The sequence below is a fragment of the Streptomyces sp. NPDC050211 genome, assembly GCF_040656035.1.
Classification (GTDB): Bacteria; Actinomycetota; Actinomycetes; order Streptomycetales; family Streptomycetaceae; genus Streptomyces.
The window spans coordinates 1-25,779 of record NZ_JBFALC010000061.1 but is presented as its reverse complement, the minus strand read 5'-3'; the positions used below and the strand labels follow the sequence as shown (position 1 = coordinate 25,779).

The 25,779-nt window shown below is 68.9% G+C and carries 24 protein-coding genes and 3 pseudogenes; 7 read left to right on the top strand and 20 right to left on the bottom strand.

What is annotated here, in order from left to right; all coding sequences use genetic code 11:
* Window positions 1–84 precede the first annotated feature (84 nt).
* On the top strand, window positions 85–597 hold the full coding sequence (locus tag AB0I98_RS39370; protein WP_362950302.1) for a pyridoxamine 5'-phosphate oxidase family protein: 513 nt from the start codon (window positions 85–87) through the stop codon (window positions 595–597).
* Window positions 598–626: 29 nt separating this feature from the next.
* The gene (locus AB0I98_RS39365; RefSeq protein ID WP_362950300.1) at window positions 627–1,079 is read left to right on the top strand and encodes a VOC family protein; all 453 of its coding nucleotides are present in this window, start codon (window positions 627–629) and stop codon (window positions 1,077–1,079) included.
* 65 nt (window positions 1,080–1,144) lie between these two features.
* On the opposite strand, the gene AB0I98_RS39360 is transcribed toward AB0I98_RS39365, so the two are convergent.
* Window positions 1,145–1,981: a helix-turn-helix transcriptional regulator gene (locus AB0I98_RS39360; protein WP_362950298.1), complete on the bottom strand. Its 837-nt coding sequence runs from the start codon at window positions 1,979–1,981 to the stop codon at window positions 1,145–1,147.
* Between the two features lie 117 nt (window positions 1,982–2,098).
* Between AB0I98_RS39360 and AB0I98_RS39355 the strand changes: the two genes are divergently transcribed.
* A complete protein-coding gene (locus AB0I98_RS39355; RefSeq protein WP_362950296.1) occupies window positions 2,099–3,163 on the top strand; it encodes an aldo/keto reductase in 1,065 nt (354 codons plus the stop codon).
* A gap of 75 nt (window positions 3,164–3,238) precedes the next feature.
* Here the strand turns inward: AB0I98_RS39355 and AB0I98_RS39350 are convergent, their stop codons facing one another.
* From AB0I98_RS39350 to AB0I98_RS39335, 4 genes and pseudogenes are all read right to left on the bottom strand, one after another.
* Entirely contained in the window at window positions 3,239–3,676 is a 438-nt protein-coding gene (locus AB0I98_RS39350; protein ID WP_362950294.1) for a PIN domain-containing protein, read from the bottom strand.
* Entirely contained in the window at window positions 3,673–3,942 is a 270-nt protein-coding gene (locus AB0I98_RS39345) for a CopG family transcriptional regulator (RefSeq protein ID WP_362950293.1), read from the bottom strand. The genes AB0I98_RS39350 and AB0I98_RS39345 overlap by 4 nt, the downstream gene beginning before the upstream one ends.
* Before the next feature lie 64 nt (window positions 3,943–4,006).
* On the bottom strand, window positions 4,007–4,867 hold the full coding sequence (locus AB0I98_RS39340; protein WP_362950291.1) for a helix-turn-helix domain-containing protein: 861 nt from the start codon (window positions 4,865–4,867) through the stop codon (window positions 4,007–4,009).
* Window positions 4,868–5,242: 375 nt separating this feature from the next.
* Window positions 5,243–5,676 (bottom strand): annotated as a pseudogene (locus AB0I98_RS39335) (ATP-binding protein).
* A 139-nt stretch (window positions 5,677–5,815) separates the two neighbouring features.
* On the opposite strand from AB0I98_RS39335, the pseudogene AB0I98_RS39330 reads away from it, so the two are divergent.
* A pseudogene (locus AB0I98_RS39330) lies at window positions 5,816–6,660 on the top strand (helix-turn-helix transcriptional regulator).
* The gene (locus AB0I98_RS39325; protein ID WP_362950290.1) at window positions 6,657–6,866 is read left to right on the top strand and encodes a DUF397 domain-containing protein; all 210 of its coding nucleotides are present in this window, start codon (window positions 6,657–6,659) and stop codon (window positions 6,864–6,866) included. Before AB0I98_RS39330 ends, AB0I98_RS39325 begins: the two are co-directional and overlap by 4 nt.
* Window positions 6,867–7,217: 351 nt before the next feature.
* On the opposite strand, the gene AB0I98_RS39320 is transcribed toward AB0I98_RS39325, so the two are convergent.
* The 5 genes from AB0I98_RS39320 to AB0I98_RS39300 all read right to left on the bottom strand — a co-directional run bounded on the left by AB0I98_RS39320 (window position 7,218) and on the right by AB0I98_RS39300 (window position 15,264).
* Window positions 7,218–7,694 (bottom strand): hypothetical protein, encoded by a 477-nt coding sequence (locus AB0I98_RS39320; RefSeq protein ID WP_362950288.1) that lies wholly within the window; start codon window positions 7,692–7,694, stop codon window positions 7,218–7,220.
* A gap of 2,048 nt (window positions 7,695–9,742) precedes the next feature.
* Window positions 9,743–11,797 carry an NAD(+) synthase gene (locus AB0I98_RS39315; protein WP_362950286.1) on the bottom strand — a complete coding sequence of 685 codons (2,055 nt, stop codon included), beginning with the start codon at window positions 11,795–11,797 and terminating at the stop codon, window positions 9,743–9,745.
* A gap of 74 nt (window positions 11,798–11,871) precedes the next feature.
* Window positions 11,872–13,818 carry a S53 family peptidase gene (locus AB0I98_RS39310; RefSeq protein WP_362950284.1) on the bottom strand — a complete coding sequence of 649 codons (1,947 nt, stop codon included), beginning with the start codon at window positions 13,816–13,818 and terminating at the stop codon, window positions 11,872–11,874.
* Between the two features lie 163 nt (window positions 13,819–13,981).
* The gene (locus tag AB0I98_RS39305; protein WP_362950282.1) at window positions 13,982–14,608 is read right to left on the bottom strand and encodes a DUF305 domain-containing protein; all 627 of its coding nucleotides are present in this window, start codon (window positions 14,606–14,608) and stop codon (window positions 13,982–13,984) included.
* The gene (locus AB0I98_RS39300; RefSeq protein WP_362950279.1) at window positions 14,605–15,264 is read right to left on the bottom strand and encodes a DUF3105 domain-containing protein; all 660 of its coding nucleotides are present in this window, start codon (window positions 15,262–15,264) and stop codon (window positions 14,605–14,607) included. The genes AB0I98_RS39305 and AB0I98_RS39300 overlap by 4 nt, the downstream gene beginning before the upstream one ends.
* A gap of 287 nt (window positions 15,265–15,551) precedes the next feature.
* On the opposite strand from AB0I98_RS39300, the gene glnA reads away from it, so the two are divergent.
* Complete coding sequence (gene glnA / locus AB0I98_RS39295; protein ID WP_210576288.1) at window positions 15,552–16,913, top strand: type I glutamate--ammonia ligase; 1,362 nt, start codon at window positions 15,552–15,554, stop codon at window positions 16,911–16,913.
* Window positions 16,914–16,987: 74 nt separating this feature from the next.
* Here glnA and AB0I98_RS39290 read toward each other — a convergent pair whose 3' ends face one another.
* From AB0I98_RS39290 to AB0I98_RS39270, 5 genes are all read right to left on the bottom strand, one after another.
* Window positions 16,988–18,256 carry a site-specific integrase gene (locus AB0I98_RS39290; RefSeq protein ID WP_362950278.1) on the bottom strand — a complete coding sequence of 423 codons (1,269 nt, stop codon included), beginning with the start codon at window positions 18,254–18,256 and terminating at the stop codon, window positions 16,988–16,990.
* 79 nt (window positions 18,257–18,335) lie between these two features.
* Window positions 18,336–18,608, bottom strand: coding sequence for a helix-turn-helix domain-containing protein (locus AB0I98_RS39285; RefSeq protein WP_362950276.1), 273 nt, complete (start codon window positions 18,606–18,608; stop codon window positions 18,336–18,338).
* 26 nt (window positions 18,609–18,634) lie between these two features.
* Window positions 18,635–20,092 (bottom strand): phage/plasmid primase, P4 family, encoded by a 1,458-nt coding sequence (locus AB0I98_RS39280; protein WP_362950274.1) that lies wholly within the window; start codon window positions 20,090–20,092, stop codon window positions 18,635–18,637.
* Window positions 20,089–20,442: a hypothetical protein gene (locus AB0I98_RS39275; RefSeq protein WP_362950273.1), complete on the bottom strand. Its 354-nt coding sequence runs from the start codon at window positions 20,440–20,442 to the stop codon at window positions 20,089–20,091. Before AB0I98_RS39275 ends, AB0I98_RS39280 begins: the two co-directional genes overlap by 4 nt.
* Window positions 20,439–21,347 (bottom strand): bifunctional DNA primase/polymerase, encoded by a 909-nt coding sequence (locus AB0I98_RS39270; protein WP_362950271.1) that lies wholly within the window; start codon window positions 21,345–21,347, stop codon window positions 20,439–20,441. The genes AB0I98_RS39275 and AB0I98_RS39270 overlap by 4 nt, the downstream gene beginning before the upstream one ends.
* Before the next feature lie 126 nt (window positions 21,348–21,473).
* Between AB0I98_RS39270 and AB0I98_RS39265 the strand changes: the two genes are divergently transcribed.
* Complete coding sequence (locus AB0I98_RS39265; protein ID WP_362950269.1) at window positions 21,474–21,920, top strand: hypothetical protein; 447 nt, start codon at window positions 21,474–21,476, stop codon at window positions 21,918–21,920.
* Here AB0I98_RS39265 and AB0I98_RS39260 read toward each other — a convergent pair.
* The 5 genes and pseudogenes from AB0I98_RS39260 to AB0I98_RS39240 all read right to left on the bottom strand — a co-directional run.
* Window positions 21,917–22,381, bottom strand: coding sequence for a hypothetical protein (locus tag AB0I98_RS39260; RefSeq protein WP_362950267.1), 465 nt, complete (start codon window positions 22,379–22,381; stop codon window positions 21,917–21,919). The two genes, AB0I98_RS39265 and AB0I98_RS39260, sit on opposite strands and share 4 nt — an antisense overlap.
* Before the next feature lie 204 nt (window positions 22,382–22,585).
* Window positions 22,586–24,703 (bottom strand): FtsK/SpoIIIE domain-containing protein, encoded by a 2,118-nt coding sequence (locus tag AB0I98_RS39255; RefSeq protein WP_362950265.1) that lies wholly within the window; start codon window positions 24,701–24,703, stop codon window positions 22,586–22,588.
* Between the two features lie 103 nt (window positions 24,704–24,806).
* Window positions 24,807–25,124 (bottom strand): hypothetical protein, encoded by a 318-nt coding sequence (locus AB0I98_RS39250; RefSeq protein ID WP_362950263.1) that lies wholly within the window; start codon window positions 25,122–25,124, stop codon window positions 24,807–24,809.
* 41 nt (window positions 25,125–25,165) lie between these two features.
* Window positions 25,166–25,354, bottom strand: coding sequence for a hypothetical protein (locus AB0I98_RS39245; protein ID WP_362950261.1), 189 nt, complete (start codon window positions 25,352–25,354; stop codon window positions 25,166–25,168).
* Window positions 25,342–25,779, bottom strand: a pseudogene (locus AB0I98_RS39240) (hypothetical protein); the annotation flags it as partial. The gene AB0I98_RS39245 and the pseudogene AB0I98_RS39240, both read right to left, overlap by 13 nt.

Here is a 25,779-nt window from a genome sequence, read left to right as displayed (position 1 = left end):
CAGAGCCTGAGAGAAGCGCCGATGAGTTCTGCCGCCGCGGACGGTCTGCCCTGTGGAGGGACATACGGCAGTTGGAGGCAGCTCATGACCGACACCACCCCGCAGACCCGACTGGACACCCGCTACAGCGACGAGACGGCCACCGCCGTCCCCTGGCCGGAGGCCGAGAAGCAGCTCACCGAGGCCGAGCTGTTCTGGATCTCGACCGTACGACCGGACGGGCGCCCGCACGTGACCCCGCTGCCCGCGGTCTGGGTGCACGGCGCGCTGCACTTCTGCACCGGCCCCGAGGAGCGCAAGGCCCGCAACCTGGCCGAGAACCCCCACGTCGTCCTCACCACGGGCACGAACACCTGGAACAAGGGGTACGACCTCGTGGTCGAGGGCGAGGCGCGGCGGGTCACGGACGACGCGGCGCTGCATGAACTCGCGGCCCTCTGGGAAACGAAATACGGCCCCTTCTGGCACTTCGAGGTACGGAACGGTTGCTTCCACCACGGAGCGGGGCACGCTTACGTCTTTTCGGTGGCGCCGGTCACCGTTTTCGGCTTCGGTAAGGGGGAGCCGTTCAGCCAGACCCGCTGGCGGTTCGGCTGACGTGTCAACGGCGACCTGGAGGACCAGCGATGCAGTACACGCTCGAAGTGATCCCGCTGCCCGTGAGCGACATCGACCGAGCCCGCGACTTCTACCGCGACAAGGTCGGCTTCCATGTCGACATCGACCAGGAGGTCATGCCGGGCATGCGCATCGTCCAGCTGACCCCTCCCGGCTCCGGCTGCTCGATCGCCCTCGGCGACAGCATCTGGGACATGACCAAGGGCGAGACCAAGCCCGAACCCGGCTCCTACCAGGGCCTCCAGCTCTGTGTCGCCGACATCAAGGCCGCCCACGCCGAGCTACTCGAACGCGGCCTGGAGATCACCGAGCCGACCCAGTACTCCCCCGACGACGGCGCGACGTTCATGTACTTCACGGACCCTGACGGGAACGGCTGGTCGATCCAGGAGTACCGCCGCAGGGCAACGGAACCGCTGCACCAGGTACTGACGGAACAGTCAAAGCAGGCCCAGCAGTAACGCCCCTTAGGGGCGCGGGAAACTGCGCGACCAGCCCCCACCGGCCGCAACATGACCACGCGCCCCTACGGTCGTGCGCACAACCGGTCCAACACCGACCGGCTCTCCTCATCCGCGGCGCGAAAAATCACCAACCGCTGATCCGGATCCTGAAGCGGCACCAGCACTTCGAAATGCACCGCGAACACACCCACGTCAGGATGCCGCATCATCTTCCGCCCACGACCGTTGACCTTGATGTCCCGCTCGGCCCACAATCGCGCGAATTCCTCGTCGCGAGTGATGAATTCGGCAATGCGATCGCTCAACGCACGATCCTCCGGATGCGCCGCCCACGCAGCGCGCAGGTGCGCGATCCCCTCCCGCACGACGCGTTCCCGGTCGACGTAGAACTCGCGTATCTCCGGATGCATCAGGCACAGCCACATCGCATTGCGCCGCGCCGGAGGCAGCGTGTCGAAATCCAGGAGCAGCCTCGTCATTTCGCGGTTCCAGGCCAGGATGTCGTAGCGGTGGTTCATCAGCATGGCCGGTAGCGGCGACAGGTCGGCGACCATCCGGGCCAGCGGCGGCGCCGCGGTGGTGGCGGGCTGGTCGGCGTTGCGGGGGCGCTGCTGGGCCAGGTCGAAGAGGTAGGCGCGTTCGACGGGGGCCAGGCGCAGCGCTCGGGCCAGCGCCTCCACCACGTCCGCCGAGGGGCGCAGCCCGCGGCCCTGTTCCAGCCGCACGATGTAGTCGACGCTGACCCCGGCCAGTTCAGCGACCTCTTCGCGGCGCAGTCCCGGGGTCCGCCGGGCCTGCCGACGCGACGGCAGACCGAGATCGCGCGGGTCCAGCCGTTCGCGCCGGGTCCGCAGGAACGCGGCCATCTCCTGTGTGGTGTCCACGGTGTGGGTCGTCATGTCCGGTCCAACAGCCAGGGTAGGACCGGCGTTCCCAGGAACCTCTTTCCCTTACCTCCGGCTCGCGGCGGTCCCAGCCTTGTGCTCGGCAACGGATCACGAGCACAGGAGGACACGATGTCGCTCACCCTCGACACCTACCGGCTGCTTGGCCGCTCCGGGCTGCGGGTCTCACCGCTGGCGCTGGGCGCGGCGACCTTCGGCACCGAGTGGGGCTGGGGCGCCGAGCAGGACGAGGCACGCAAGCTGTTCGACCTCTACGTCGAGCGCGGCGGCAACTTCATCGACACCGCCAACACCTACACCAACGGCAGCTCCGAGCGCCTGCTCGGCGAATTCACCCGGGACAACCGCGAAAGCCTGGTGCTGGCGACGAAATACACGACGCTGCGCCGGCCCGGCGACCCGAATTCCGGGGGCAGTCACCGCAAGAGCCTGTTCGCTTCGGTGGAAGCGAGTCTGCGGCAGCTCAATACGGACTACATCGATCTGCTTTACCTGCACGTGTGGGATTTCAGGACACCGGTCGAGGAGATCCTGCGCGGCATGGACGATCTGGTCCGGCAGGGCAAGATCTTGTACGTGGCGATCTGCAACGCACCGGCCTGGCAGGTGTCGCGTATGCAGGCGATCGCCGACCTGCGCGGCTGGTCGCCGCTGGTCGCGCTGCAGATCGAATACAGCCTGATCGAGCGCACCGGGGAACGCGACCTGATCCCCATGGCACGTGAGATGGGACTGGGTGTGATCCCGTATTCGCCGCTGGCCGGCGGGGTGCTCACCGGCAAGTACAGCCGCGACGACCTGACCGCGGCGAACGCCGCATCCGACGACGGCACCCGCAAGAGCTTCAACCTCGCCTTGGGCTCGGTCAACGAACGCAACCTCGCCCTCGCCGATGTCGTGAAGGAGGTCGCCACGGAGCTGGGCCGCACACCCGCCCAGGTCGGGCTGGCCTGGACCCTGCAGAACCCGGACGTGACGGCCCCGATCATCGGCGCCCGCACCGCCGCGCAGCTGGAGGACAATCTGGGCGCCCTGGATGTCGACTTCACCGCCGCCCAACTGGCCCGCCTCGACGAGGCCGGCGCGATCGCACTCGGCTACCCGCACGACCTGCTCGCCAGCGACCACATCCGCAAGGTGACCGCGGGCGACCTGAAGATCGAAACTCGCCGCTGATATCCGGTCGAGCGCCGAGGGCAGCACGACCGCTGCCCTCGGGGCGATCTCGGCTGACATGCGGGGTGGCGATGGTCAGAGATCATCCGGGAGGATCCGGAAGTGGGCGTGTGCGCCGCCCATCGGTCGTAGGGCCCGGAAGTCGCGGAGGTCCCGGGTGAGGATGGCGTCCGTGCCGTACTCGGCGGCGAGCGCCACGTTCACCGCGTCCACCAGATCGAGGTCGAGCGCCGCGTAGCGCGCCCGGACGGACAGCGCGGCGTCGAGGATCTCCGGTGTGGTCGGGGCCAGGACCAGCCGCATCTGTCGCACGCGGGCGGTGAGCGATCGGAGGATGCCGTCAGCCGCGGCTCGCCCGGCGCGGCTGGTGACCACTTGGTGCACTTCGGTCAGGGCCAGCGGGGTGGCGACGAGGAAGCCGCACTGGTCCGCCGCCTTCCTGGCTGCCTCGTGGTCCGGGTCGGAGCGGTTGAAGAGCGTGAGGATTCCGGAGGTGTCGGCGACGGCGATCACGCCGCGTGCCCTCCGTTCCGACGTTCCCGAGCCTCGTAGCCCTCGGTCACCGCCGTTCGGATGTCGTCACCGGTGACCGGCCCACCCAGGTCGAAGGTCTCGTCGTCGGAGACGAAGGGCTCGTCCCAGACGCGGTGTGCCAGGGCGATGCGGTGGATGCCCTCGCGGATTATCTCGGCCTCGGAGACGCCCAGGCGGGCGGCGGCGTCCTTGATCAGGGCGAGGTCGCTGTCGTCGGCGTAGACGTTGGTTCGCTTCAGGGCCACATCTCCAAGGTACAGGATGTGTACCACCTGGTGTGGGGTGGTGGGGCGTGGGCGTCGTACGGCGTTACGCGGCTGCGGCGATGGCAAGCGGGGTGCAGTCTCGACAGCGGCCCGGTTCCGTGGCGCGGAAGGCGCGTTCGCAGCCGTCGCAGGTCTGGAACCGTGCCGGGCGCGGCGTCGGGTTCGGCGCGGCGAGTGCGGCGGGCAGTGGCGGCGGGAGCAGTTCGGTGAGGCGGTGGGCAAGGATTCCGGTGGGACTCGTCAGGTCCCCGGGCAGGCGTGCGGTCAGGGCGCGCTGTACGGCGACGGGGTCGATGCCGCGTTCCAGCCAGGCGCAGACGGCAGGCGTGAGGCGGTGGATGTCGCGTGCTGAGAGGAGGAGGCGGGGGTCGTCGGAACGGAGGGCTGCCAGCAGGGTGGTGGCTGTGTGTTCGTACGGCGAGGCGTGGGCGGGGATTCGCGGTGCCGGGCGAGTCGCGGTGCGCAGAGGTCCGTCCACGGCCACGGCGGCGGGAGGCTTCGGCTCGGTCGCGGCCGCTGTCTCGACTGCGGGACCCGCTGGTTCGGGCTCCTCGGGCTCGGGCGCCGCTTCGGGGCGCAAGGATGCCGGGGTGGGGGTCGTGCCCCTGAAGGTGGGATTGAGATGGGGCTGGTTGTAGGAGATCGTGCGGGTCACGATCCGGCCGGTGGGCGTGCGTTCCTTGATACGGGCCAGGTAGCCGTGGGCCTCCAGCTCGCGCAGGGCTGCGGCGATCTTGGTCTCGTCCTCGGGGAACTTCGCCGCGAGTGCCTTGATGCCGACCGGCGTGCCCTCGGGCAGCGACTGGATGTGGGTCGCGAGACCGATCGCGGTCAGGGACATCTCGGGATGCTGGGCGAGGTGGTTTCCGACCACGGTGAACTGCTTGGGGTGGCGCGCGGCCACGTGACCAACTCCGTTCCGGGAGCGGTGGGGTGAACGGTGGGAACGGGCGAACTTTGCGCGCGTCGGCGCGCTAAAGTGCTGCTCAGCCATCGGGAAGCCCTTATCTTCCTCGGTGGTCAGGCCCTCGCACTGGGATTGCCGTCCCGGCGAGGGCCGTCGCATGTATGGGTGTTGTGCCGCAGTGGTGAAGTGCTGCGTCTCGGCCGACCCTGCCTCACCAAATTCCTTGATCGCCAGCCGAGTTGACGTTGATCACTCGCACGGGTGAACGGCGGGGGTTGGGGCGGGTTTGGTTGGTTCTTTCCCTGGTTCTTTCTTCTTTTGGCGGCGAGGGTTGCCGGGCCGTCACCCGTCATGACCCGGTGAGGCGCGGCCTCAGAAGGAGCGTTCCAGGTGGAGGTCGAGTTCGGCCCAGACCGTCTTGCAGGGGGCCGGGCCGTCATCGATGCCCAACGGTCGGAGTACGCCTCCACGAGGAGGAGCCCGCGTCCCGACTCGGCGTCTGGAACGTCACGTTGGGTGGCGGGCGGGAGGCGGTCGCCCCGCATGTCGGTTACCGCGATCCGGAGGGTGCCCGTGACGGAGAGTGTGAGCGTCAGGCGGAAGTCCCGGCCGGAGACACGGCCGTGGAGGACGGCGTTGGCGGCGAGCTCGGCGACGATCTGCGCGGCGGCGTTGGACGGCCTTTCCCAGTCGGCGAGTTGCTGCACGGTGAGCAGCCGGGCGAGTCGGGCGCCTCTGCGCGTGGAGGAGAGCAGGACCGTGAACTGACGGGTGGGGGTGGTGGTTTGGGTGATTTCCTTGTTCACGTCACTCAGCGTGGTCGTCCGTGCGTACGCTGAACAGTGACGACGCCGGGACGCGGCGTTACTGTCCGGGTGCCGGTCGGCCTTTTTGTCCGGCCCGTACCCCGTGTCTGTTGCGGAGGCGGGCTGCATGGACCACAGGATGGCGGAGGGCGCGGACGGTCCCGGTTGGGGAGGCGATTCCGGGGACGACTCCGGGGCCGTGCTCAAGACGGTTGGCCGGCAGATCAAGGCCTGGCGGGAGCGGGCCGGGCTGACGCAGGGCGAGTTGGGCGCGGCGATCGGGTAGACCGAGGAGCAGGTGTCGTCCGTGGAGCGGGGGCGGCGGGTGCCGAGCCCGGAGTTCCTGGACAAGGCGGATGAGGTTCTGGGGGCGGGCGGGATCATCTCCGCGATGAAGAAGGATGTGGAGGAGGCGAGGTATCCGAAGAAGGTTAGGGATCTGGCGAAGTTGGAGAGGGAGGCTGTTGAACTGGGGGCCTACGAGAGCCACAACGTCCACGGCTTGTTGCAGACGGAGGAGTACACGCGTGCGCTGTTCGGGATGCGTCGCCCCCTGCTCTCGGAAGAGGTCATCGAACAGGGCGTAGCAGCCCGCATGGCACGGCAGGCGATCTTCGCCCAGCACCCCGCGCCCATCTTCAGCTTCGTCCAGGAAGAGGTGACGCTGCGACGGCCGATCGGAGGCAGAATGGTGTGGCGTGGCCAACTCGAACGGCTTCTGGAAGTCGGCCGCTTGAGACACGTCGAAATTCAGGTCATGCCGACGGATCGAGAGGACCACGCGGGCATGGCGGGCCCGCTCCAGTTGTTGAAGCTCAGGAGCGGTACCACCGTCGGGCACTTGGACGTGCAGCGCTTCACCCGCCTCGTATCCACACCTCGCGAGGTGCAGCCCTGGAGATCCAGTATGGAATCATCCGGGCGCAGGCGCTCACGCCACGGGAGTCGCTGACCTTCATCGAAAAAGTGCTGGGAGAGACATGACCAACAAACCCTCTGCCGGAGGCAGCTCCGCGCTGGAGTGGTTCAAGAGCAGCTACAGCAGCAGCGAACCTGACTCCAGCTGCGTCGAAGTAGCGGCAGTCCCTGGCACCGTCCTCGTCCGAGACTCCAAGAACGAGAAGGGGGCGCGGCTCACCTTCGGGGAGGGCCCATGGACGGATTTCGTGGCGTACGCGTCCGGAGGCTGATCTTCTTCAACACCCCGCGCCCCGCCCTCGGTTGAACCCGAGCGCAGGGCGCGGTGCCGCACGGAGACTCAGAGCAGGGCGTCGAACTGGGCGAACAGCCCGTCCTGGAAAGTGTCTTCGTCTACTTCCGGCGCCTGCCTCCGCCTACTGCTCAGGCGGGAGGATCACCTTCCAGTACTGGGACAGCGGGGGCGGCGCCCCCCACATGCGCGTGGGCACGACATACACGTTGTTGAGGGCACTGTTGTCCAGGGGGTACACACCCGCACGGACCTGCCCGCCGTGGCCAAGCCACGGTCGCACACCCGAGTGAAGGCCTGTTAGGTGTACGACCAGGGAACGCACCGGCCCCTACCACCAACCGGTCTTGGTGGCGGCCGCGTCGCAGTCGTGGGCGGGGTCGAACAGCAGGCAGCCCCGGTAGCGGACGCCGTCCCCCCGCTCGGTCTGCCTGCCCGTGGTGTACGTCCGGCTCGTCGCCTCCCTGTAGTGGGAGCAGTTGGCGTCGCCGTCGCCGTTGGTGTCGATCTCGAACTTGATGTACAGGTTGTCGTACTCGTAGCTGGTCGTCCGCGCCCAGGCGTACCGCACACCGCCGTAGGTGCCGTACCGGACCTGGGCTGTGCCTGTGCTGCCGGTGGCCGTCTTCGCCGTGCCCGTGCTGGAGGCATTCTGTGGATCGCTCAGGATCCCCAGATCGGAGCAGACGACGGCCGCCGTCGCCGCGCTCGCCGGGACGGCGGCCGCCCCGGTGATCAGCGCGGCCGTCATGGCGAGCGCGGCGGTGGTGGCGGCCGCGGTCCTGCGGCCTAGAGTTCTGCCGGTCATGTTCGTTCCCCTCCTGAGGCCAATAGCCTTGTGCGTTACAGCAGTCAGCTTCAGGGGGAGTCGCGGGTACCGGTACCTAAAAGGTTTCAGGGTACAGCCGGACAGGAAACCGGCATCCCTTCGGGCCGAAACTAGAGCACCTGCACGAATCTCTTGAGGTGGGTACAGGCCCCGCGACAGGGCGATTCAAAGTCGGGGTGATCTTGTAGGTGTGCTGGTCACAGCGGTGTGACGATGTTTGGCAGGGCGCCACGAACACAACGAAGCTCCCGTTGAGCGGTGGCCTTCCCAAGTCGCCTGCCCCAACCGGAGATTCGATGTGCCGCCAGCCTGCCACCGTCTGTCTGCTCAAGTCGCCGACTCGTCGCTCGCTGGGTCCATGAGCGCCGCTCATGGGTCCAGCGAATGTCTTGGGCCCTCTTTTGGCTGTGAAATCATGCGGGTACCGTCGTCGAACCACCAGAGGGCAATCCCGGCAACAGCGGACCCGAAGCTGGCAGCCGTCACGACCGCGGACGTAAGAGCCAGGGCAGCCGACTGATCGCTGAACGAATTCGGCCGGAAGATTGCCTCGTACGTGAGCGCGATACCTAGCAACAGGCTCAGTAAAGCCATGGCTAGCCAACGCCGCCGTGCACACTTGGTACGCGCTATGGAGTGGATGCGCAGCCGGATCACAGCATTACACTCGCTGCAGGGTACAGCGGTAACGCTACTCCCTTGATCAGGTCGACTGGCTGTGAACGGATACGCCCTGTAGTAGGTGACGGTCCTGCCGGGCTCCCGGTGTGTGCTCAGAATGTGGCGCAACCTCCCGGACGGATGCTCACGGATCGCACGCAACTCCCGGCCCCCCATCATGCGTTGCCGTCCACTCAGACGAAGTGAACAGCCCTGCCTTAGGGACCGCTCCCGGTGCTCAAGTACACCTGGTTGCGGCCGGTGGTACCAGGGGCGCTACAGCGCGCCCCGGACCCTGCCCGGCAAGGCTGTTGCAAAACCTTTTGATCTTGTATCGGTGCTGGTCAGGCGACGCCGAGGAGGCTCAGGGGGTGGTGGAACGGCTCGTAGGACATCGCGCGGAGGGCGTCGGCGACGTTCAGTCTGCACCGCACGGATGACGACCGCTTGGCCCTGCCGCTGCGCCTGTCCCGCAACGGGGAGCAGGCTACGGACGCCGAGCTGACGCTGTCCCTGGTGGAAGCTGAGCACCTGCACGCGGCGTTGTGTCGCGCGCTCGACGACCACCCAGCGCCCGCGAACGCGCCAGGCTGCCGCACGAGGGTCGCACCTGCCGGTACACGCACGGACAGTGAGAGGGAGCCGTGACGCGTTCGATCATCAGGGCTGCCGCATGGACTCTGAGGCCGGAAAGTGGCGTGGGCGTACCGACGGGCATCTACTCGGCCGAGTGTCTGACGTGTGGGGCGCGGGCACAGCCAACTGACAATGGGCGGTTGCCGGCTGAAGTCTGGGGCCTCAAACACACGGGGCTCAATCCGGCCCATCGGCAGTCCAAGGCCACAGCAGAGACGTTCTGGCGTGTGACTCCGGACGACGGCAACCCCTACCGCGAGGGCTACTCACAGGCGCTTGAGCGCTCGCAGCGCCAAACCGGATGGCTGCCACTTCCTGGGCGCTGTGAGGCGCAAGGGCAACACGCATGACACCCGCCCCGCCCGCCGTCCGGGACGGGACGCGCCCCCAACTGGGCTTGGCTATCGGCCGGTTGGGGGAGCTTCACTGTTGTGCTGATCACCTGGACGAACGGCGTGCGGAGGTCGGCATCGCGGCCTTCGCCGAGTACGTCGCCGGCAGGCGCCGAGTTGACGCCGATCTCCGGCCGCCTACGCCGGCTGCAGCGCCAGCAGCAGCGTCACGCTGGATGGTCTGGCCCTGGCCGCCGGGGTGGACCTCCACTGGGAGACTCCGCCGGCCGGGCGCGAGCGAGTGGTCGCCGCGCACGTACCCGACCGGTCGGGCGCTGCACCACTGAGCGGCCACCGCCCCGCCTCCGGCACGGTCACCGCGCCCATCCTCCAGGACCGTTACCGTCCCGCCTCGGGCATGTCGAAGCGCGCAAGATCCCGCAGCCACACCCCCGCCGAGCTGTCGGACGGTGCGCGCCAGTCGCCGCGCGGGGAGAGTGAACCGCCCGCCGAGACCTTCGGCCCGTTCGGCATGGCCGAGCGCTTGAACTGGGCGAACGCGAAGAAGCGACGGCAGAAGACCTCCAGCCAGCGCCGGATCTCCGGGAGGTCGTACGCCACCCGCTTGGCCTCCGGGAAGTTCGGTGGCCAGGCGCCGGCCTCGGGGTCGTGCCAGGCGTGCCAGGCCAGGAAGGCGATCTTCGACGGCCGAAAGCCGTACCGCAGTACATGGAAGAGCGTGAAGTCGTGCAGCGCGTACGGGCCGATCTTGGACTCCGTGGACTGCATCTCCTCGCCCGGCACCAGCTCCGGGCTGATCTCGGTGTCGAGGATCGCCGCGAGGATCTTGCCCGTCTCCTCGTCGAACTGCCCGCTGCTGATGACCCACCGGATGAGGTGCTGGATCAGCGTCTTCGGAACGCCCGAGTTGACGTTGTAGTGGCTCATCTGGTCGCCCACGCCATACGTCGACCAGCCGAGCGCCAGCTCCGACAGGTCACCGGTCCCGAGCACGATGCCGCCGCGCTGGTTGGCGAGCCGGAACAGGTAGTCGGTACGCAGTCCGGCCTGCACGTTCTCGAAAGTGACGTCGTACACCGGCTCGCCGGACGCGAACGGGTGGCCCATCTCGTCCAGCATCAGCCGCGCGGTCGGCGTGATGTCCAGCTCGGCCGCGGTGACGCCGATGGCACGCATCAGCGCGTGGGCGTTGTCCTTGGTGTGGTCGCTGGTGGCGAAGCCGGGCAGCGTCCAGGCCAGGATGTCGCTGCGTGGGCGGCCCGCCCGGTCCATCGCACGGGCGGCGACGATCAGCGCGTGCGTGGAGTCGAGGCCGCCGGACACCCCGATGACCACCTTCGGCCCGCCGATCGCCGCCAGCCGCTGCTGGAGGCCCTCGACCTGGATGTTGTACGCCTCGTAGCAGTCCAGGGCGAGGCGATCGGCGTCGGCCGGCACGAACGGGAAGCGCTCCAGGCGACGGCGCAGCCCCAGGTCGGTGAGCGGCGGATCGAGGGTGAATTCGACCGTCCGGAAGTCGGCGGTCCGGGCGCGGTGTGTCCGGCGGTTGTCGTCGAACGTGCCCATCCGCTGCCGCTCCTGCCGCAGCAGGTCGAGGTCCACGTCGGCCACCGCGTACTCGTCGCCGAGCGGAAACCGCTCGGTCTCGGCCAGCAGCACGCCGTTCTCGTGGACCATGGCCTGGCCGTCCCAGGACAGGTCGGTGGTCGACTCGCCGAGCCCGGCCGCCGCGTAGACGTACGCGGCGAGGCACCGGGCGGACGCCGAGCGGCACAGCAGTTTGCGGTCCTCGGCCCGCCCGACCGTGATCGGGCTGCCGGAGAGGTTGACGAGGAGGGTCGCGCCGGCGAGGGCCGCCTCGGCGCTGGGCGGCACCGGCACCCACATGTCCTCGCAGATCTCCGCGTGCAGCACGAGACCCGGGACGTCCTCCGCCGCGAACAGCAGATCCACGCCGAACGGCACGGTCTCGCCGCCGACGCGGATCGACCCGCCGCGCTCGTCGGCGCCGTCGGCGATCTGCCGACGCTCGTAGAACTCCCGGTAGTTCGGCGGGTACGACTTGGGTACGACCCCGAGGACGCGGCCGCGGTGCACGATCACCGCGCAGTTGTAGACGCGGTTGCGATGGCGCAGCGGGGCGCCGACGACCAGGACCGGCAGCAGCTGGGCCGACCCGGCCACCACCTCGCGCAGCGCCTCCTCGACATGGTCGAGCAGTGCGTCCTGCAGCAGCAGGTCCTCGATGGAGTAGCCGCACAGCACCATCTCCGGGAAGACGGCGACGGCGACACCCTCCTCGGCGCAACGGCGGGCGTGGCGCAGGACTGCTTCGGCGTTGGCGTGCGGGTCCGCGATGACGGTGTGGCCCGTACATGCGGCGACGCGTGCGAAGCCGTGCTGATAGATCGACCAGAAGTTCAAGTCAGGCACGGGCTCAGTGTAATCGTCAGAGCGACGCGATGGGTGGCGTGGGGTGTGGGCACCCCACGCCACCCCGTTCGCGGTCACCGTCGGCGGTACGACTCCACGTAGCCCCGCGCGGGTGTCCCCACGCCCGTGACGTCGTCGTACCCCTTGACCGCCTTCAGCGAGCTGTCGGTGCCGAGGGTGCGGACGGAGGTGGTCAGGCCGCCGCTCGCGTCGTAGCCGTTGACGAAGTCGACGCGCGCCACGGCGAGTCCGGAGCCGGTGGGGGCGTCCGTGACGTCGTGGTACGTCGTCGAGCCGTACTGGGCGTAGATCGCCGGGTTGGCGAAGCCGATCGCCTTCCCGCCGCGGGCCTCCTGGGCCAGTGCCTGCACCGCCGAGATGACCGGCGCGGCGAGCGAGGTGCCGCCGATCCGGTACTCGCTGTACTGCTGCGAGCCGTCCGGGAAGGTCTGCGTCTGGCCGACGAGGAACCCGGTGTTCGGGTCGGCGACGGCCGCGATGTCCGGGACGACGCGGTTGCCGGAGGCGCTGTTGGCCTGCGCCAGCGAGGACGGCACGACGCCCTTCTGGTAGGAGGGCTCGGCGACCGTCTTGCTGGTGCCGCCGCCCGCACCCGAGGTGTACGCGCCCGGGAAGTCCACCCAGCTCTTGCCGTCGTCGGACAGCAGCGCCTTCTGGGTGCCCCAGCCGGTCTCCCACAGGTACGAGTCGCCCTTGCCGACCGCCAGCGACGTACCGCCGACCGCCGTCACCCAGGCCGAGTTGGCCGGGGTGTCGACCTGCTTCGTGCCGGTGTGGGCGACCTCGTCGCCGTTGTCGCCGGAGGAGAAGTAGAAGCCGATCCCCTCGGCCGCGCCGAACTGGAAGACCTGGTCGTAGGCGGCCGCGAGGTCCGGCGTCTGATGGGCCTCGATGTCGCCCCAGGAGTTGGAGACGATGTCGGCGAGGTGGTTGTCGACGATCTTGCTGAGCGAGTCCAGCAGGTCGTCGTCCATGCAGGACGCGCCGCCCACATACGTGACGCTCGCGTCCGGCGCGACCGCGTGCACGGCCTCGACGTCGAGGGTCTCCTCGCCGTACCAGCCGGCGGCGTCGCATTCGTCGGCGCCGGTGTGCGTGTACTTCTTGGGCAGCACCTGGCGCAACTGGCCGGTCTTCCAGGCGGCGTCGCCGTGCTTCTTCGCGTAGCTCGCCGCGTCGTAGGCGATGGTCGGCGAGGCGAACGCGTCGGTGATGGCGACCCGCACGCCCTTGCCGGTGTGCGCGCCCGCACCGTACGCGGCCCGCAGCTGCTTGCCGGTGTAGCCCTGGACGGCGTACGGGATCTTGGTGCCGTAGGCGTCCGGCAGCGTGCTCGCGACGTTCGAGCCGTAGTACGAGGAGAACGGCCCGGCGTTCTTGAACACCGTGGACGGCCCGGGCAGTTGGTCGTCGTGGCTCGCCCGGTGCGGGGCGTTGTCCAGGCCGGTGACGGTCAGGACGGCGCCGTTCAGGCTGTCGGGCGCGGACGCGGTCCTGGCGGGCGCGCGGTAGGTCTTCGTGCCCGTGGTGTAGGTGTGCAGCTGGGTGCCGAACGCCTTCTCGGCGGCGGCCACGTCACCCGTCACGGAGACGTAGTGCTGCGCGACACCGGTGACCTTCAGGCCCGCGGACGTCAGCCACGCCTTGACGGCGGCGATCTGGGCCGGCGTCGCACCGAAGCGGGTCTGCGCCTGATCGGCGCTCAGATATTTGCCGTACGAGGCCGAACGCGGGTCGGACACGGCCTTGGCGTACGCGGCGAGACCGGTGGCGTCCCGGCCGGCGAGGTAGACCCGGGCGGTGACCGCGGAGCTGTCCGGCGCGGCCCCCTTGTCGGCCTTGGTCGTGGCCCACGCGGGCTTGGTGCCCGCGAGCAGGTCCCGGCCCGGGTTGTCCGCGGCGTGCGCGGCGGGTATGCCGAAGGCCAGCGCCCCGGCGAGCATCGGCAGCGTCGCCGCGATGCCCGCCATGGCGCGTGCCCTGGCGCGGTTGGATCTCATGAAACCCCCTGGATGCGGTTCGTCGCGAGTGATCACTCGACGGTGGCAACTCTCGCGAGGAACCGTTCACGCCAGGGGAATCAGGGGGGCATGGCTCGGCCAAGAAGCACCCAAGGAACCGTATGCACAAGGGATTTGAGGCATACGTCCGCCTCGGCGAAGCTCAACGCGCCTGCGCGCCGCGCTTCTTGAGCAGGTCCGCCATGAGCTGGATCTCCGACTCCTGCGCCTCGACCATGCCCTGCGCGAGATCCTTCTCCACGCCGACCGAACAGCGCTGCACACACCCCTCGGCCATGTGGACACCGCCCTTGTGATGGTCCGTCATCAGCTGCAGAAAGAAGATCTCGGCCTGCTTGCCGTCGAGCTTCCCCAGCTTCTCCATCTCGGTGTTGGTGGCCATGCCGGGCATCAGCGCGCCGTCCTTGCCGGAGGCCATGCCGCCCATGTCCATCCAGGTCATCGGCGGGTCCGACGACACCTTCGGCAGCCCCCACAGGGTCAGCCAGCCCAGCAGCATGCCGCGCTGGTTGGCCTGCGTCTGTGCTATGTCATACGCCAGTCGCCGCACCTCCGTGTCGTCGGTGCGGTCGCGCACGATGTACGACATCTCCACGGCCTGCTGATGATGTACGGCCATGTCGCGCGCGAAACCGGCGTCCGCGGAGTCGGCGGCGGGCGGCTCGACACCGGAGTTGCCGTCCCCGGCGACCGCGTAGGTGATCGCGCCGGCCGCGACGAGCGTGGCCGCCGCGGCCCCCGCGATCCAGCCGGCCTGCGCCCGTTTCACTTCGACAGCCCACCCGTGCAGGCGGCGCCCGGCTCGGGCGTCTGGTCGCCCTGGACGTACTTCTCGAAGAACTTGGCGACATTCGGGTCGTCCGCGCTCGTCACCGTGCGCTGGGCACCCCATGCCGAGAGCATGATCGGGTCCTTCTGCTTCTCGTCCGGGCTCATCAGCGTGTACGGCGTCTGCTTCACCTTCGCCGCCAGCGCGTCCACGTCCTTCTTGGCCGCCTTGCTGGTGTACGTCACCCAGACCGCGCCGTGCTCCAGGGAGTGCACGGCGTTCACGTTGTTGAGTTCCTCGGTGTAGACGTCCCCGTTGCAGTTCATCCACGCCTGGTGGTGGTCGCCGCCGACCGGGGGCTCCATCGGGTAGCTCACGTCCTTGGTGACGTGGGTGCGGCTCAGCTTCCCTTCCCAGGTCTTCACGCCGTCCTTGCCCGTGACGAACTTGCCGGTGCTGGAGTCGCTCGCCGCGGCATCGTCGTCGGACTGCGACTGCACGAGCACGACACCGCCGACGGCGAGAGCGGCGACGACCACCACGCTGGCCGTGATGGTGAGGATGCGGTTGCGGCGCTCGCGGGCACGCTCGGCGCGCCGCATCTCCTCTATTCGCGCCTTGCGCTCTGCGGAGTTGCTCTTCTTGGCGGAGCCCATGGAGTGTGTCCTTCTAGGCAAGGGAACGGTCGGGTCAGCTGATCGTAATGGGGAAGGGGTGACCTCTCGAAGAGAGGGCACAGGAATTACGGATGTCGGCGGCAGGGGGCACTATGGGCACTGAGCAGTACACCTGCCGTATCGGAGGCGTTCACGCCGAGGTCGGCCGGGCGATCAGGGTCCGCAACGCGCACGAAATGGTGTTGTGGTGTGATGCTCAGGTGCCCGACCGCCTCGCACAGTTTCTGGGGCAGGCGGCCTGACCAGCAAGGATGGGGAAGCGGAAGATGGACAAGCAGCAGGAGTTCGTGCTCCGGACGTTGGAGGAGCGCGACATCCGGTTCGTACGCTTGTGGTTCACCGACGTGCTCGGCTTCCTCAAGTCCGTGGCCGTCGCCCCGGCCGAGCTCGAGCAGGCGTTCGACGAGGGCATCGGTTTCGACGGCTCCGCGATCGAGGGCTTCGCCCGGGTGTACGAGTCCGACATGATCGCCAAGCCGGATCCGTCGACCTTCCAGGTCCTGCCGTGGCGTGCCGAGGCCCCCGGCACCGCCCGCATGTTCTGCGACATCCTCATGCCGGACGGCTCCCCGTCCTTCGCCGACCCGCGCTATGTCCTCAAGCGCGCGCTGTCCAAGACCTCCGACCTGGGTTTCACCTTCTACACCCACCCGGAGATCGAGTTCTTCCTGCTGAAGGACCGCCCGCTGGACGGCTCCCGCCCCACCCCCGCCGACAACTCGGGCTACTTCGACCACACCCCCACCCACGTCGGCCAGGACTTCCGCCGCCAGGCGATCACGATGCTGGAGTCGATGGGCATCTCGGTCGAGTTCTCCCACCACGAGGGCGCGCCGGGCCAGCAGGAGATCGACCTCCGCTACGCCGATGCCCTCTCCACGGCGGACAACATCATGACGTTCCGCCTGGTCATGAAGCAGGTCGCGCTGGAGCAGGGGGTCCACGCGAGCTTCATGCCGAAGCCGTTCTCCGAGCACCCCGGCAGCGGCATGCACACGCACCTGTCCCTCTTCGAGGGCGACCGCAACGCGTTCTACGAGTCGGGCTCCGAGTACCAGCTCTCCAAGGTCGGCCGCTCCTTCATCGCGGGCCTGCTGCGGCACGCCGCGGAGATCTCCGCGGTCACCAACCAGTGGGTCAACTCCTACAAGCGCATCTGGGGCGGCTCCGAGCGCACCGCCGGCGCCGGCGGTGAGGCCCCCTCGTACATCTGCTGGGGCCACAACAACCGCTCGGCCCTCGTCCGCGTCCCGATGTACAAGCCCGGCAAGACCGGCTCCGCCCGCGTCGAGGTCCGCTCCCTGGACTCCGGCGCGAACCCCTACCTCGCCTACGCCGTCCTCCTCGCCGCCGGCCTCAAGGGCATCGAAGAGGGCTACGAGCTCCCCCCGGGCGCCGAGGACGACGTCTGGGCCCTCTCCGACGCCGAGCGCCGCGCGATGGGCATCGAGCCCCTGCCCCAGAACCTCGGCGAGTCGCTGTCCCTGATGGAGCGCAGCGACCTGGTCGCCGAGACCCTGGGCGAGCACGTCTTCGACTTCTTCCTGCGCAACAAGCGGCAGGAGTGGGAGGAGTACCGCTCCGAGGTGACGGCGTTCGAGCTCCGGAAGTCTCTGCCGGTTCTGTAGCGCAGGTCAAAGCGGGTTTCTCGCTGATTCGGCGGATGGGGCCGACGGTCGTGGACCGTCGGCCCCAGCGTGTCTCACTCGCCCTGGGCCGTCCCTGGGCCGTCCGGCGCCGAGTCGGTGCCCTCGTACAGGCCGTCCACGGCCTTCCGGGCCCGTGCGTCGCTACTCGGCATGAGGTGCGTGTAGACCCGGAGCGTGAAGCCCGGATCATTGTGCCCGAGGTAGTGGCTCAGGGCCTTGATGTTCTCGCCGGCGTCCAGCAGGACCGAAGCGTAGAAGTGCCGGAGCGCATGCATGCCGTGTTCGCGGGCGGCCTGGTGGCGCTCGCCCGGCTTCGGGGCGGGGATGACTCCGGCCGCGACGAGAGCGGGCTTCCAGGTGCGGTCGTTGAAGTCGGTTCGTCGTACCGCGCCCGCGCCGTCGAGGCGGGTGAACAGCAGCCGCTTCGTGACGAGCGGACCGTCCGGCCGGAGCCACGGCAGCGTGACCTCTACCGGAGGGAACGTCTCTATGTGCCTCTTGAGGACGTGCGCCACGCGGTCCGGCAAGGGAACGTCACGGATCTTGTTCCGCTTCGGCGGGGAGAACACGAGACCCTGCTTCGTCACCTTCACCTGGTTCGCGATGTGCAGCCATCCGGAGTCGAAGCCGATTTCGTCGACCGGAAGCCCGAAGATCTCCCCTTGCCGGAGCCCGCACCCGCCTCCGAGGTCGACCATCGAGCGGTAGCGCTCCGGCAGCGCTGCCTGCACGGCGAAGACGCGCTCTGCGGCCCACGGCACAACGCGACCAGTTCCCGCAGCAGGGGGCCGCACGGATTGCGCGTGGCAGGGGTTCTTCGACAGGTGGCCGTCGTCGACGGCCGCGTTGAGAACCATCGACACGTTGTTGTAGATCACGCGTCGGTACGACGAGGCGGGAACGGCCCGCTCCAATTCGCTCAGCCAGTCTCGGATGTGTTCCGGCTTGAAGGAGCCGAGCGGTCGCGAGCCGAGGTAGGGGATCGCATGGCCGCGGATCGCGGAATCGACTGACTCTCGTGTGGTCATGTCGGTGGTCTGCGTGCTCAGCCACTTCTCGGCGTACTGCCGGAACGTCACCCGGCTGGCGACGGGATCGATGTACTGGCCGCGCGACATGTCGGCCTCGATGTGGGCAAGCCACTGGTCGGCCAGTCGCTTCTGTCCGTCCGGGAATGACTTGCTCTTTTCGGTGCCGTCCGGGCCGATGTAGCGGGCGCGGTACCGCATGCCGGTGCCGTAGCGCTCGGTGCGTACGCGGCGGGGCTTGCCGTTGGTGTCGGGTTCGGTCTTGTACCAGCGGTCTTGGATGTGGCCTGCCATGGGGCGGCGATCCCTTCTGAACATGCCGAGGGGAGAGCCGCTCATAGCGGCTCTCCCCTGCTGTTTCTGGCGGGTGTTGTCAGGCGGCGTCGCGGTCGGCGTTCTTGCGGCCGGTGACGTACTCGCGTACGTCCTCGGGGTCGTAGCGGATGTACTTGCCGATGCGGAATCCGGGCGGGCCGATGCGCTTCTTGCGCCACTGGTAGACGGTCTGTTTCGGTACCTTGAAGATCACGGCGATGTCGTCGGCGGTGAGGTACCGATCCGGAAGGTTTCCCCGGAGGATGGCGCGGGGGTCGTCTCTGGCGGGGGCGGGCGCGCTCACTGAGTCCTCCACGAGTTGGAAATACATTGCTCTGAGTCGCGACTCATCGGCACTCAGCGGCTCTCAGAGCGGTGTTGAGACGCGATGAGTCGCGACTCAGGCAAATGTGGTTCGGACACGTTCAGCGTGATCCCGGTGTAGGTGACCACCTGCCGGCCGTATGCGTCGCGGGGGCGGGAGCGGCTGAGCTGGGGGACGACGGAGAGCAGGTTGCGGCCGAACACCTGCTTCGTGCCGGGGCGTACGCCGTTGTCCTCGGCCCATTCCCGCCAGACCGTCCACAGAGCGTCCACGGGCACGGAGCAGGTGGGTCCGGTGGTGCAGCGTTCACGGATGAACGCGGACGTGGGAGAGGCGGTGTCCTGCATGGTGGTGACTGCCTCGCGGCTGGATGCCGGTTCGGTGATTCGGCCCGTGCGCTGGAGACGGGCGAGCCCTTCTAGTGCCCAGTTGAGGATGCCGGGCATCTCCGCTGTGAGCCGGTCGAAAAGGGTGGGATCTTCCTTGCCCAGCCACGACACCCGCATGTTGAGCAGCACGAAGCGGCGGGCGATGACGCCGGAGGAGTCGCCGAAGTGCGGCAGTTCGTTGGACAAGATCACCAGCCGGGTGGGCAGCTTGCCGGTCCAAACCGCGCGGTACTTGCGGTCGATGTCGATGGTGTCCTCACCCGAGATCGTCAATAGCCGTTCGACGACTTGGCTGTTGTCGTTGCCGGACAGCCGGGCATCGGAGATGACCGCGAGAGGCTTGCCGATCAGCGTGGACAGGCCGAAGTTCGTGCCGAGTCCCGCGAGGGTGGGCCCGGCAAGGTTCTCCTTTCCGACCAGCTCTTTCAGCACGCGTGCGATGGTGCCCTTGCCGGAGCGGGACGGGCCGACGATGAGCAGGATCTTCTGCTGGTCGGTCCGGCCGGACAGGACGTAGCCGAACCACTCCTGAAGAGCGGCGATGGCGTCGGGGTCGTTCGGCCAGATCTGTACCAGGAAGCGTTCCCACGTCGGTGCCCTCGCGGCGGGGTCGTAGGCGAACGGGACGGAGACCAGGTTGAAGAACCCGGGCCCGTGCGGCAGCAGCGCGCGATCCCGGATCCTGAGCAGGCCGTTCTCACACGCCACCATCGGCCCACCATCCGCCGCGTTGTCGCCATCGATCCAGGCGGGAGCATCGGTGTCGGTGGGCAGCAGGGTGATGGCGCCCAACGCGTCGAGAAGGTTGCCGATCTTCTGCTTGGTGGGGGCCCAGTCGCGTTCCTCGAATTCCCCGTCCTTGACCGGGGCAAGGTAGACGGCGTGTTCGAGGCGGGTGTACATGGCCGCGCGTATCTGTGCTTCGTCCATCTCCCGCCAGCACGTTCCCGTCCAGTGCATCCAGGACGCGCGCCAGCGCCGGCGCACCAACTGTCCGTCCTCGCTCTGCCAGTCCGGCAGGAGGCGGCGAGCGACGGCCAGGGGGTTGGACGGCGGCGGGAGTTCCTCGCTCGGATCGTGGTCGGGGCGGGTGTCCATCATGCTGCGGTCCTCCCTTCCGGTGAGACACGGAACGGGCAGTTCTCACGGTGGTCTTCGTGGTCGGCGATCAGGGCCAGCACCCGGCGGTAGCCGATGGCGCAGCGGTCCCTGCCGCACAGGCACTTCGACGTGGCGGTGGGCACGGCGCCGCGCGGCGCTGTGATGGTGAGCCACGCGACGGGGTACCGGCCGTCTCCGGTCTGCGGCTCAGAGCGAAGAGGAGTTCGGACGCCCTTGCGGGCGGCGCCTTTCGGCTCGCCCACGGTCGGGCGGGGCTGGGACGGTCGGGCGGCGGGTAGCGCGGGCCGGGCGCCGGTGAGGCTCTTAGGGGCGAGGCGAGGGGTGGTCATGCCGCCCTCCGCTGTGGGGTGTTGTTTGCGATGGACCAGTCGAGTCCGCGCCGGATCACGTCGTCGTAGTAGTGCTGGGGCTGGGTGGCGTTGGCCCCCGCTGCCTCCCTAAGAGCCTGCTCGACCACGGGGCGGGTGAGGTCGCCGGACGCGATCAGCCGTCCCATGGCGCGTGCGGCTCGCAGCAGGGTGGCGTTGCGGGTGCCGTCGGCGGCCGTGGCCACGTTCCGGGTCTCGTTGGCGAGTGCTACATCCGCATATCTACGGGATTGCTCCACGATGGGCCCTGTGGGCGCCTGTGCGGGCTTGGGGGCCGGTTGCAGGATGGTTTGGAGCCAGGACGGCAGACAGGCCGTCACGGGGGCGCACAGAGCCTCGTACCGTCCGGTGGGGGTGAGGCTGCCCGCCGCTACGACGTAGCCGCCCCACGCACGGGTGTCGATCAACTGCCCTACGGTTCCTGCGGTGTTGGGGAGGCGGATGTCGTCGGGGGCGGTGAAGTACAGGTGCTCTCCGCCGCTCGCGGTCCGGGTTCGGTAGGTGTGGGGAACGGCGTGCCCGGCGCGCTCGCAGAGCGCTGCAAAGGTCGTCGCGCCGTCAGGCGCGTCCGAACTGCCCTTGTCCTTGGGTACGTCGAGGTCGACGACAAGTAGCCCGGAGGGGCCGGTGGCGATGCCTACGTTGAACGGGGCCTGTGTCCAGGCGGCTTGGATGCGGTCGGGGTCGGTGGTGGCGCGCTGCTCCCACTTCCGGTGGCCGCTCGCGCACGGCCCGGTACCGGTGCAGGCGCGTTCCCCGTGCAGAGCGGGGCGCTTGGTGCCGGGGCGCAGGGGGAAGACGTGCCAGCCGCGTGCGGCGGCGTCCAGCGCTGCGTGCAGCAGCGCTGATCGGGCGTCATGGGTCATGCTGGATGTCTCCAGTTCCTTGATGGGTGACTGGCTGGCAGGCGCGGCCCGGTCTTGGCGGAAGGGGTCGCGCCTGCGCTGTTGGGCAGGTACCTGGTCTGGGGGATGCCTGTGGAGTGGCTAGCGTTGGTCAGCACCGTGGTGGGAGGCGGGATCGCCACCGTGTCGGCCGGTGTGTTGGAACGCCGTCGTTGGCGGCGGGAACGGGGCGAGCAGCAGGCTGAAACCCGCCGGGTCTTGTACGGCTCGTATTTGGCGGCTGTGGCCAAGGCACGGCACACGATTAGCCTGATGGCCCGGGAGACGGAGACTCCGCTGGACCAGCGCAGGCGGGCGGTATGGGACGCGTTCGAGCCGTGCGTCGGCCTGCGATACGAACTGTCAATCGTCGCGCCACAGTCAGTCGTGGTCCCGGCAGAAGACGTGTTTCGCAGGCTTCAGGACCTGCTGAATTCTGTTTCAGCCGGGGTCATGGCAGATGGTGACGAGTACGCCAGGGGAAAGGCCCGCTACGGAGATGCCCACACTGCCCTGACGTCCGCGATGCGGTCCGACCTGGGGGCGGAGCCCTAGCTATGGAAGTGGTTGCGCTTGATCACGGCCTTGCGGATGTTGACCGTGGTCCCGCCCTTGTGGCCGCTCGCGCTGAACACCTGGACAGCGATCCACCCGCCGAAGATCACGGCGGCGAGGGTGATCAGCTGGGTGATGAGCGCGGTCAGGGCGGTGATGAACGTGGTGAGCAGGAGCAGTCCGCCGCACACGGCGAGGAACCCGACGCCCCCGAGGGCGACGTTCACCGCCGCGCGGGAGGCGGGCGGCTTGGCGGCGAGCGGTTCGGGCTGGACGGGGTTGAGGGCGTAGCCGGTGACCACGCGGCCGTCCGGGAGGACGACGCTCGCCACGCCCGGGACGTGGCCCGGCTGGACGGGAACGAGAGGCGCCGGGGTCACGGCGGCGGGTGTGATCGGGGTGGGCTGGTGGACTTCCACGACCCGCTCAGCGGGCGGACGGTGGACGTGTTCGGGGTACATGCGGAATCCCTTCCGGCGATGGGGCAGGGAGGCAGAGACACCCCCTGCCGGGTGCGCTGTGGAGGAGGTTTCAGGGGCGTTGACCTGCGGGCCTCCCTGCCTCCCTGAACGATCATTCGTGCAGGTCAGATCCAGGGAGGCAGGGCAGGGAGGCGTTCAGGGAGTTCTCCCTGCCTCCCTGACCCGGACGGGGTCGGCTCCCTGTCATCCGTCGGCGGAAGCGGAACCCTCGCCATCGCGGTTGGCGAGGGCGCGCGCGAGCCGGTCACGGCTGATGACCATGACGCCGTCGGACTTGTACGGCTCGGCTCCGGTGCCCTCCAGGACGCGCTTGAGGTCGAGGAACGACCAGCCGCCGTAGACGTCCTCGTTCAGCACCGCGAGCCGCTTGAGGACGTCCTGCGTGCGCACCCGGGAGGCCTCCCCGACCACGCTGGCAATGTCCGCGAGCGGGTCACGCTCCGCGCCCCGCTCGATGGCGTGCAGGGTGGTGACACCGTCGCGCATCGCCTTGGCGCGGTCGGTGATGACCTCGGCCGCGTCGTCGTCGATGTAGTGCGTGCGCACCGTGATCGACGACTGTCCGGCCGGAATGGTGATGCCGTCGGAGGCGACCACCAGGGTTCCCCGGTCCAGCCCCGGGCGCAGCAGGTTCGGGGCGGCGCCGCCGTCGACCGCCTTGTCCCCCAGCGCCATGCGGGCCTGCGACTCGGTGCCCAGCGCGAGCGAGGCACGCGTGTGGGCGCCCTCGCGGACCAGCTTGGGCAGGTTCTCGTTGGTCGGGTCCTGCGTGCCCTGCCACATCAGGACGTTGACCGCACGCCCCTGGTTGTGAATCTTGCGGACCGCCATGAAGTAGCGGGAGTTGGCCTTGGAGCCGCCGTAGGGCCGCTTGGCGTCGTCCTTGGCCGGGCACATGAACGCCACCTGCGCCTCATCCACCAGCACGATCAGCGGCGGGAACACGGTGCCGGGCGGCGCCTGGATGCGGCGGTTCATCTCATCCACCGCACCTTCGACCATCTCGGTCACCTGGATCACGTGCTCATCCGTCGGCCCCTGGATCAGGGTCGTGGCGACACCGTCGAACATGGCCCAGTCGCCGACGCCCTTGAGGTCGCCCATCAGGAACTGCACCGACTTGTCCAGCGACAGCCACAGGGCCAGGGAGCGCAGGGCGACGGTCTTGCCCTGGTTGGACAGGCCGGTGATGAGCAGGTGGCGCTGATACAGGCTCAGCGCGGCGGCGTCGCCGCGCAGGTCCTGTCCCCAGGGGGCGCGGCCCTTGGCGTAGTCGGCGGTCATGGTGTCGTCGGTGACCAGCGGCGACGGCCCGATCGGCTCATCCAGCGCGCCGGAGTCGGCAACCCACAGCCGCACCGTGCGCGCGGCCTGCGGGATGGTGATGAACACCTCATGCTCGTGCCGGGTCAGGTTCTCCGCGAGCTTGCGGCGCTTGGACTGCACCTCGTTCGTGGCCACCCCGGAGGGCAGGGTGACGTCGACTTCGACGCCGCATCCGGCAATCGTGATCGGCCCCAGCATGCTCGCGCCGGCGTCGCCCATCTCCTTGATGGCGTTGCGCAGGGCGGGGACGCCGAGGTCGCGCAGGGCCTTGACGACGATGGACGGGGTGATCGGCTCGCCCTCACCGTTGCGGACGTTCGCGGGCAGCGCCCAGTGGGGTGCGGCCTGCTGTTTGCTGCCGACCGACCACATGCCGAGCAGGGCGAGCAGGGGGCCGATGACGACCGCGTAGGGCCAGATGACCTGAACGATCCGGATCAGCGTGGCGATGAAGTCGATGATCGCCTTCAACGGCGTGATCACGTCGCCGACTTCCTTGGTGTTCAGCGCCATCACCACCCCGAGCGCGACCAGGAAACCGATGCCCATGCCGGTGCCGACGGCGGCGCCCCTGGCCACCTCTACGGGCGAGTGGAGGAGGTCCATGCGGCGGCGGTGGCGGGCCTCGCGGAAGCGCTGCAACCGCTCCTCCCACTCCTCCGCGACCTCGTAGTTTCCGGCGGCCTCGGCGGCGCGGAGCATGCGTTCGTAGCGGGCGCCGGTGCGGCCGTCCCAGGTGCGGCGGGCCATGATCCTGCCCCCGTTGAACGTGTACAGGCTGTGGCGGGCCACCGCGCGGGCGGCCGTCGTGGTGCTCTCGTGGGTGGCGGCGGACTTCAGGGCGCGGCCGGAGCGCACCCACAGCGGCACCCGGGCCGCCGACGGGGCGTCCGGCACTACGGTCAGCACGGTGGGGGCCGTGTCGCCGGTCGGGGCGTCGGTGGCCTTGTGGAGGTGAACCACGTTCTCGGTCATGCTGGAACTGCTCCTGACTGCCCCTTTCCGGGGCGGGAGTTGAGGGAGGAACGCGGGGTGGCCGGGTCCGTGGAAAGAGCGGCCACCCCGTTGTTGTGGCTGGTCAGAACCAGCCGGAAGACTTCCTCTTGGCCTTGGCGCGGGCGGCCTCGGTGATGAGGCGCTGACGCTCGGCGTGCAGGGCGGACAGCTCCGCGTTCAGCCGCATCTCGGCAGCGGAACCGGTGGTGTCCATCTGCTGCTCGGCACGCCCGGCACTGCGGCCGCGAGCGACCCGGTAGGCGCCGCCGGCCATGGCGCGCGCCATGGCGCGGCGCTCCGAGCTGTTCAGCGGCCACCATTCACCGCGCCGTACGGCTTCCAGCTTCTTCGCCGTCTTCTGGATCTCCTTGTCCAGGCGGCGGATATCGGCGTTGCCCATACTCAGCCCCTCCTCGGAGGTCTTGGGGTGAAGGCCGCAGGTCAGGCGGCGACACGTGCGGGGAGCGCGGCGGGTGCGAGGAAGCGGAGCGCGGCGATGGCCTGTTGCGGGACCACGCCGTTGCCGAGCGCTTTGAGCTGGGCGGAGCGGGACAGGCCGGGGACGGCGGTGACGTGCCCGGCGTCGAGGCCCATGAGCCATTCGACGAACGGCGGGTTCAGCCGTCCCATAGCGTCAGCTGGCCTGGGAGCGGGGCGGCCGATGACCTGCGCCCACCTTTCGACCGCCGTGGCGTACTGGCCCCAACGCTCCTGGCCGCGTCCGTCAGCGTCTGCCCATGTCCCCAGTCCGGGTTCGCTCCGCTGCTGCTCTTCGAGTCCGTCGCGGTCGGCGTCGGCAGCAGTTCCCCCACTTCGGCGGCCAGGCTCTTGCCGTGCGTGCCCGCTTCCTGCGAGGGACTGCGTTTGGTCTGCCGGTTCTCGTTCTCCGACGCGCGCGGGGTGGGCAGCAGGGAGACGACGTGGCGCAGGTTCATCCCGCCCTGCGCCGCGTGCCCGGGCCCGGTGTTCTCCGAGGTCGACGGGGTCGGCAGGAGCGAGCCGACGGCGGTCGGGAGCTGTCCCCGCTGCCCGCCGCCCTTCCAGTCCCGCGCGGC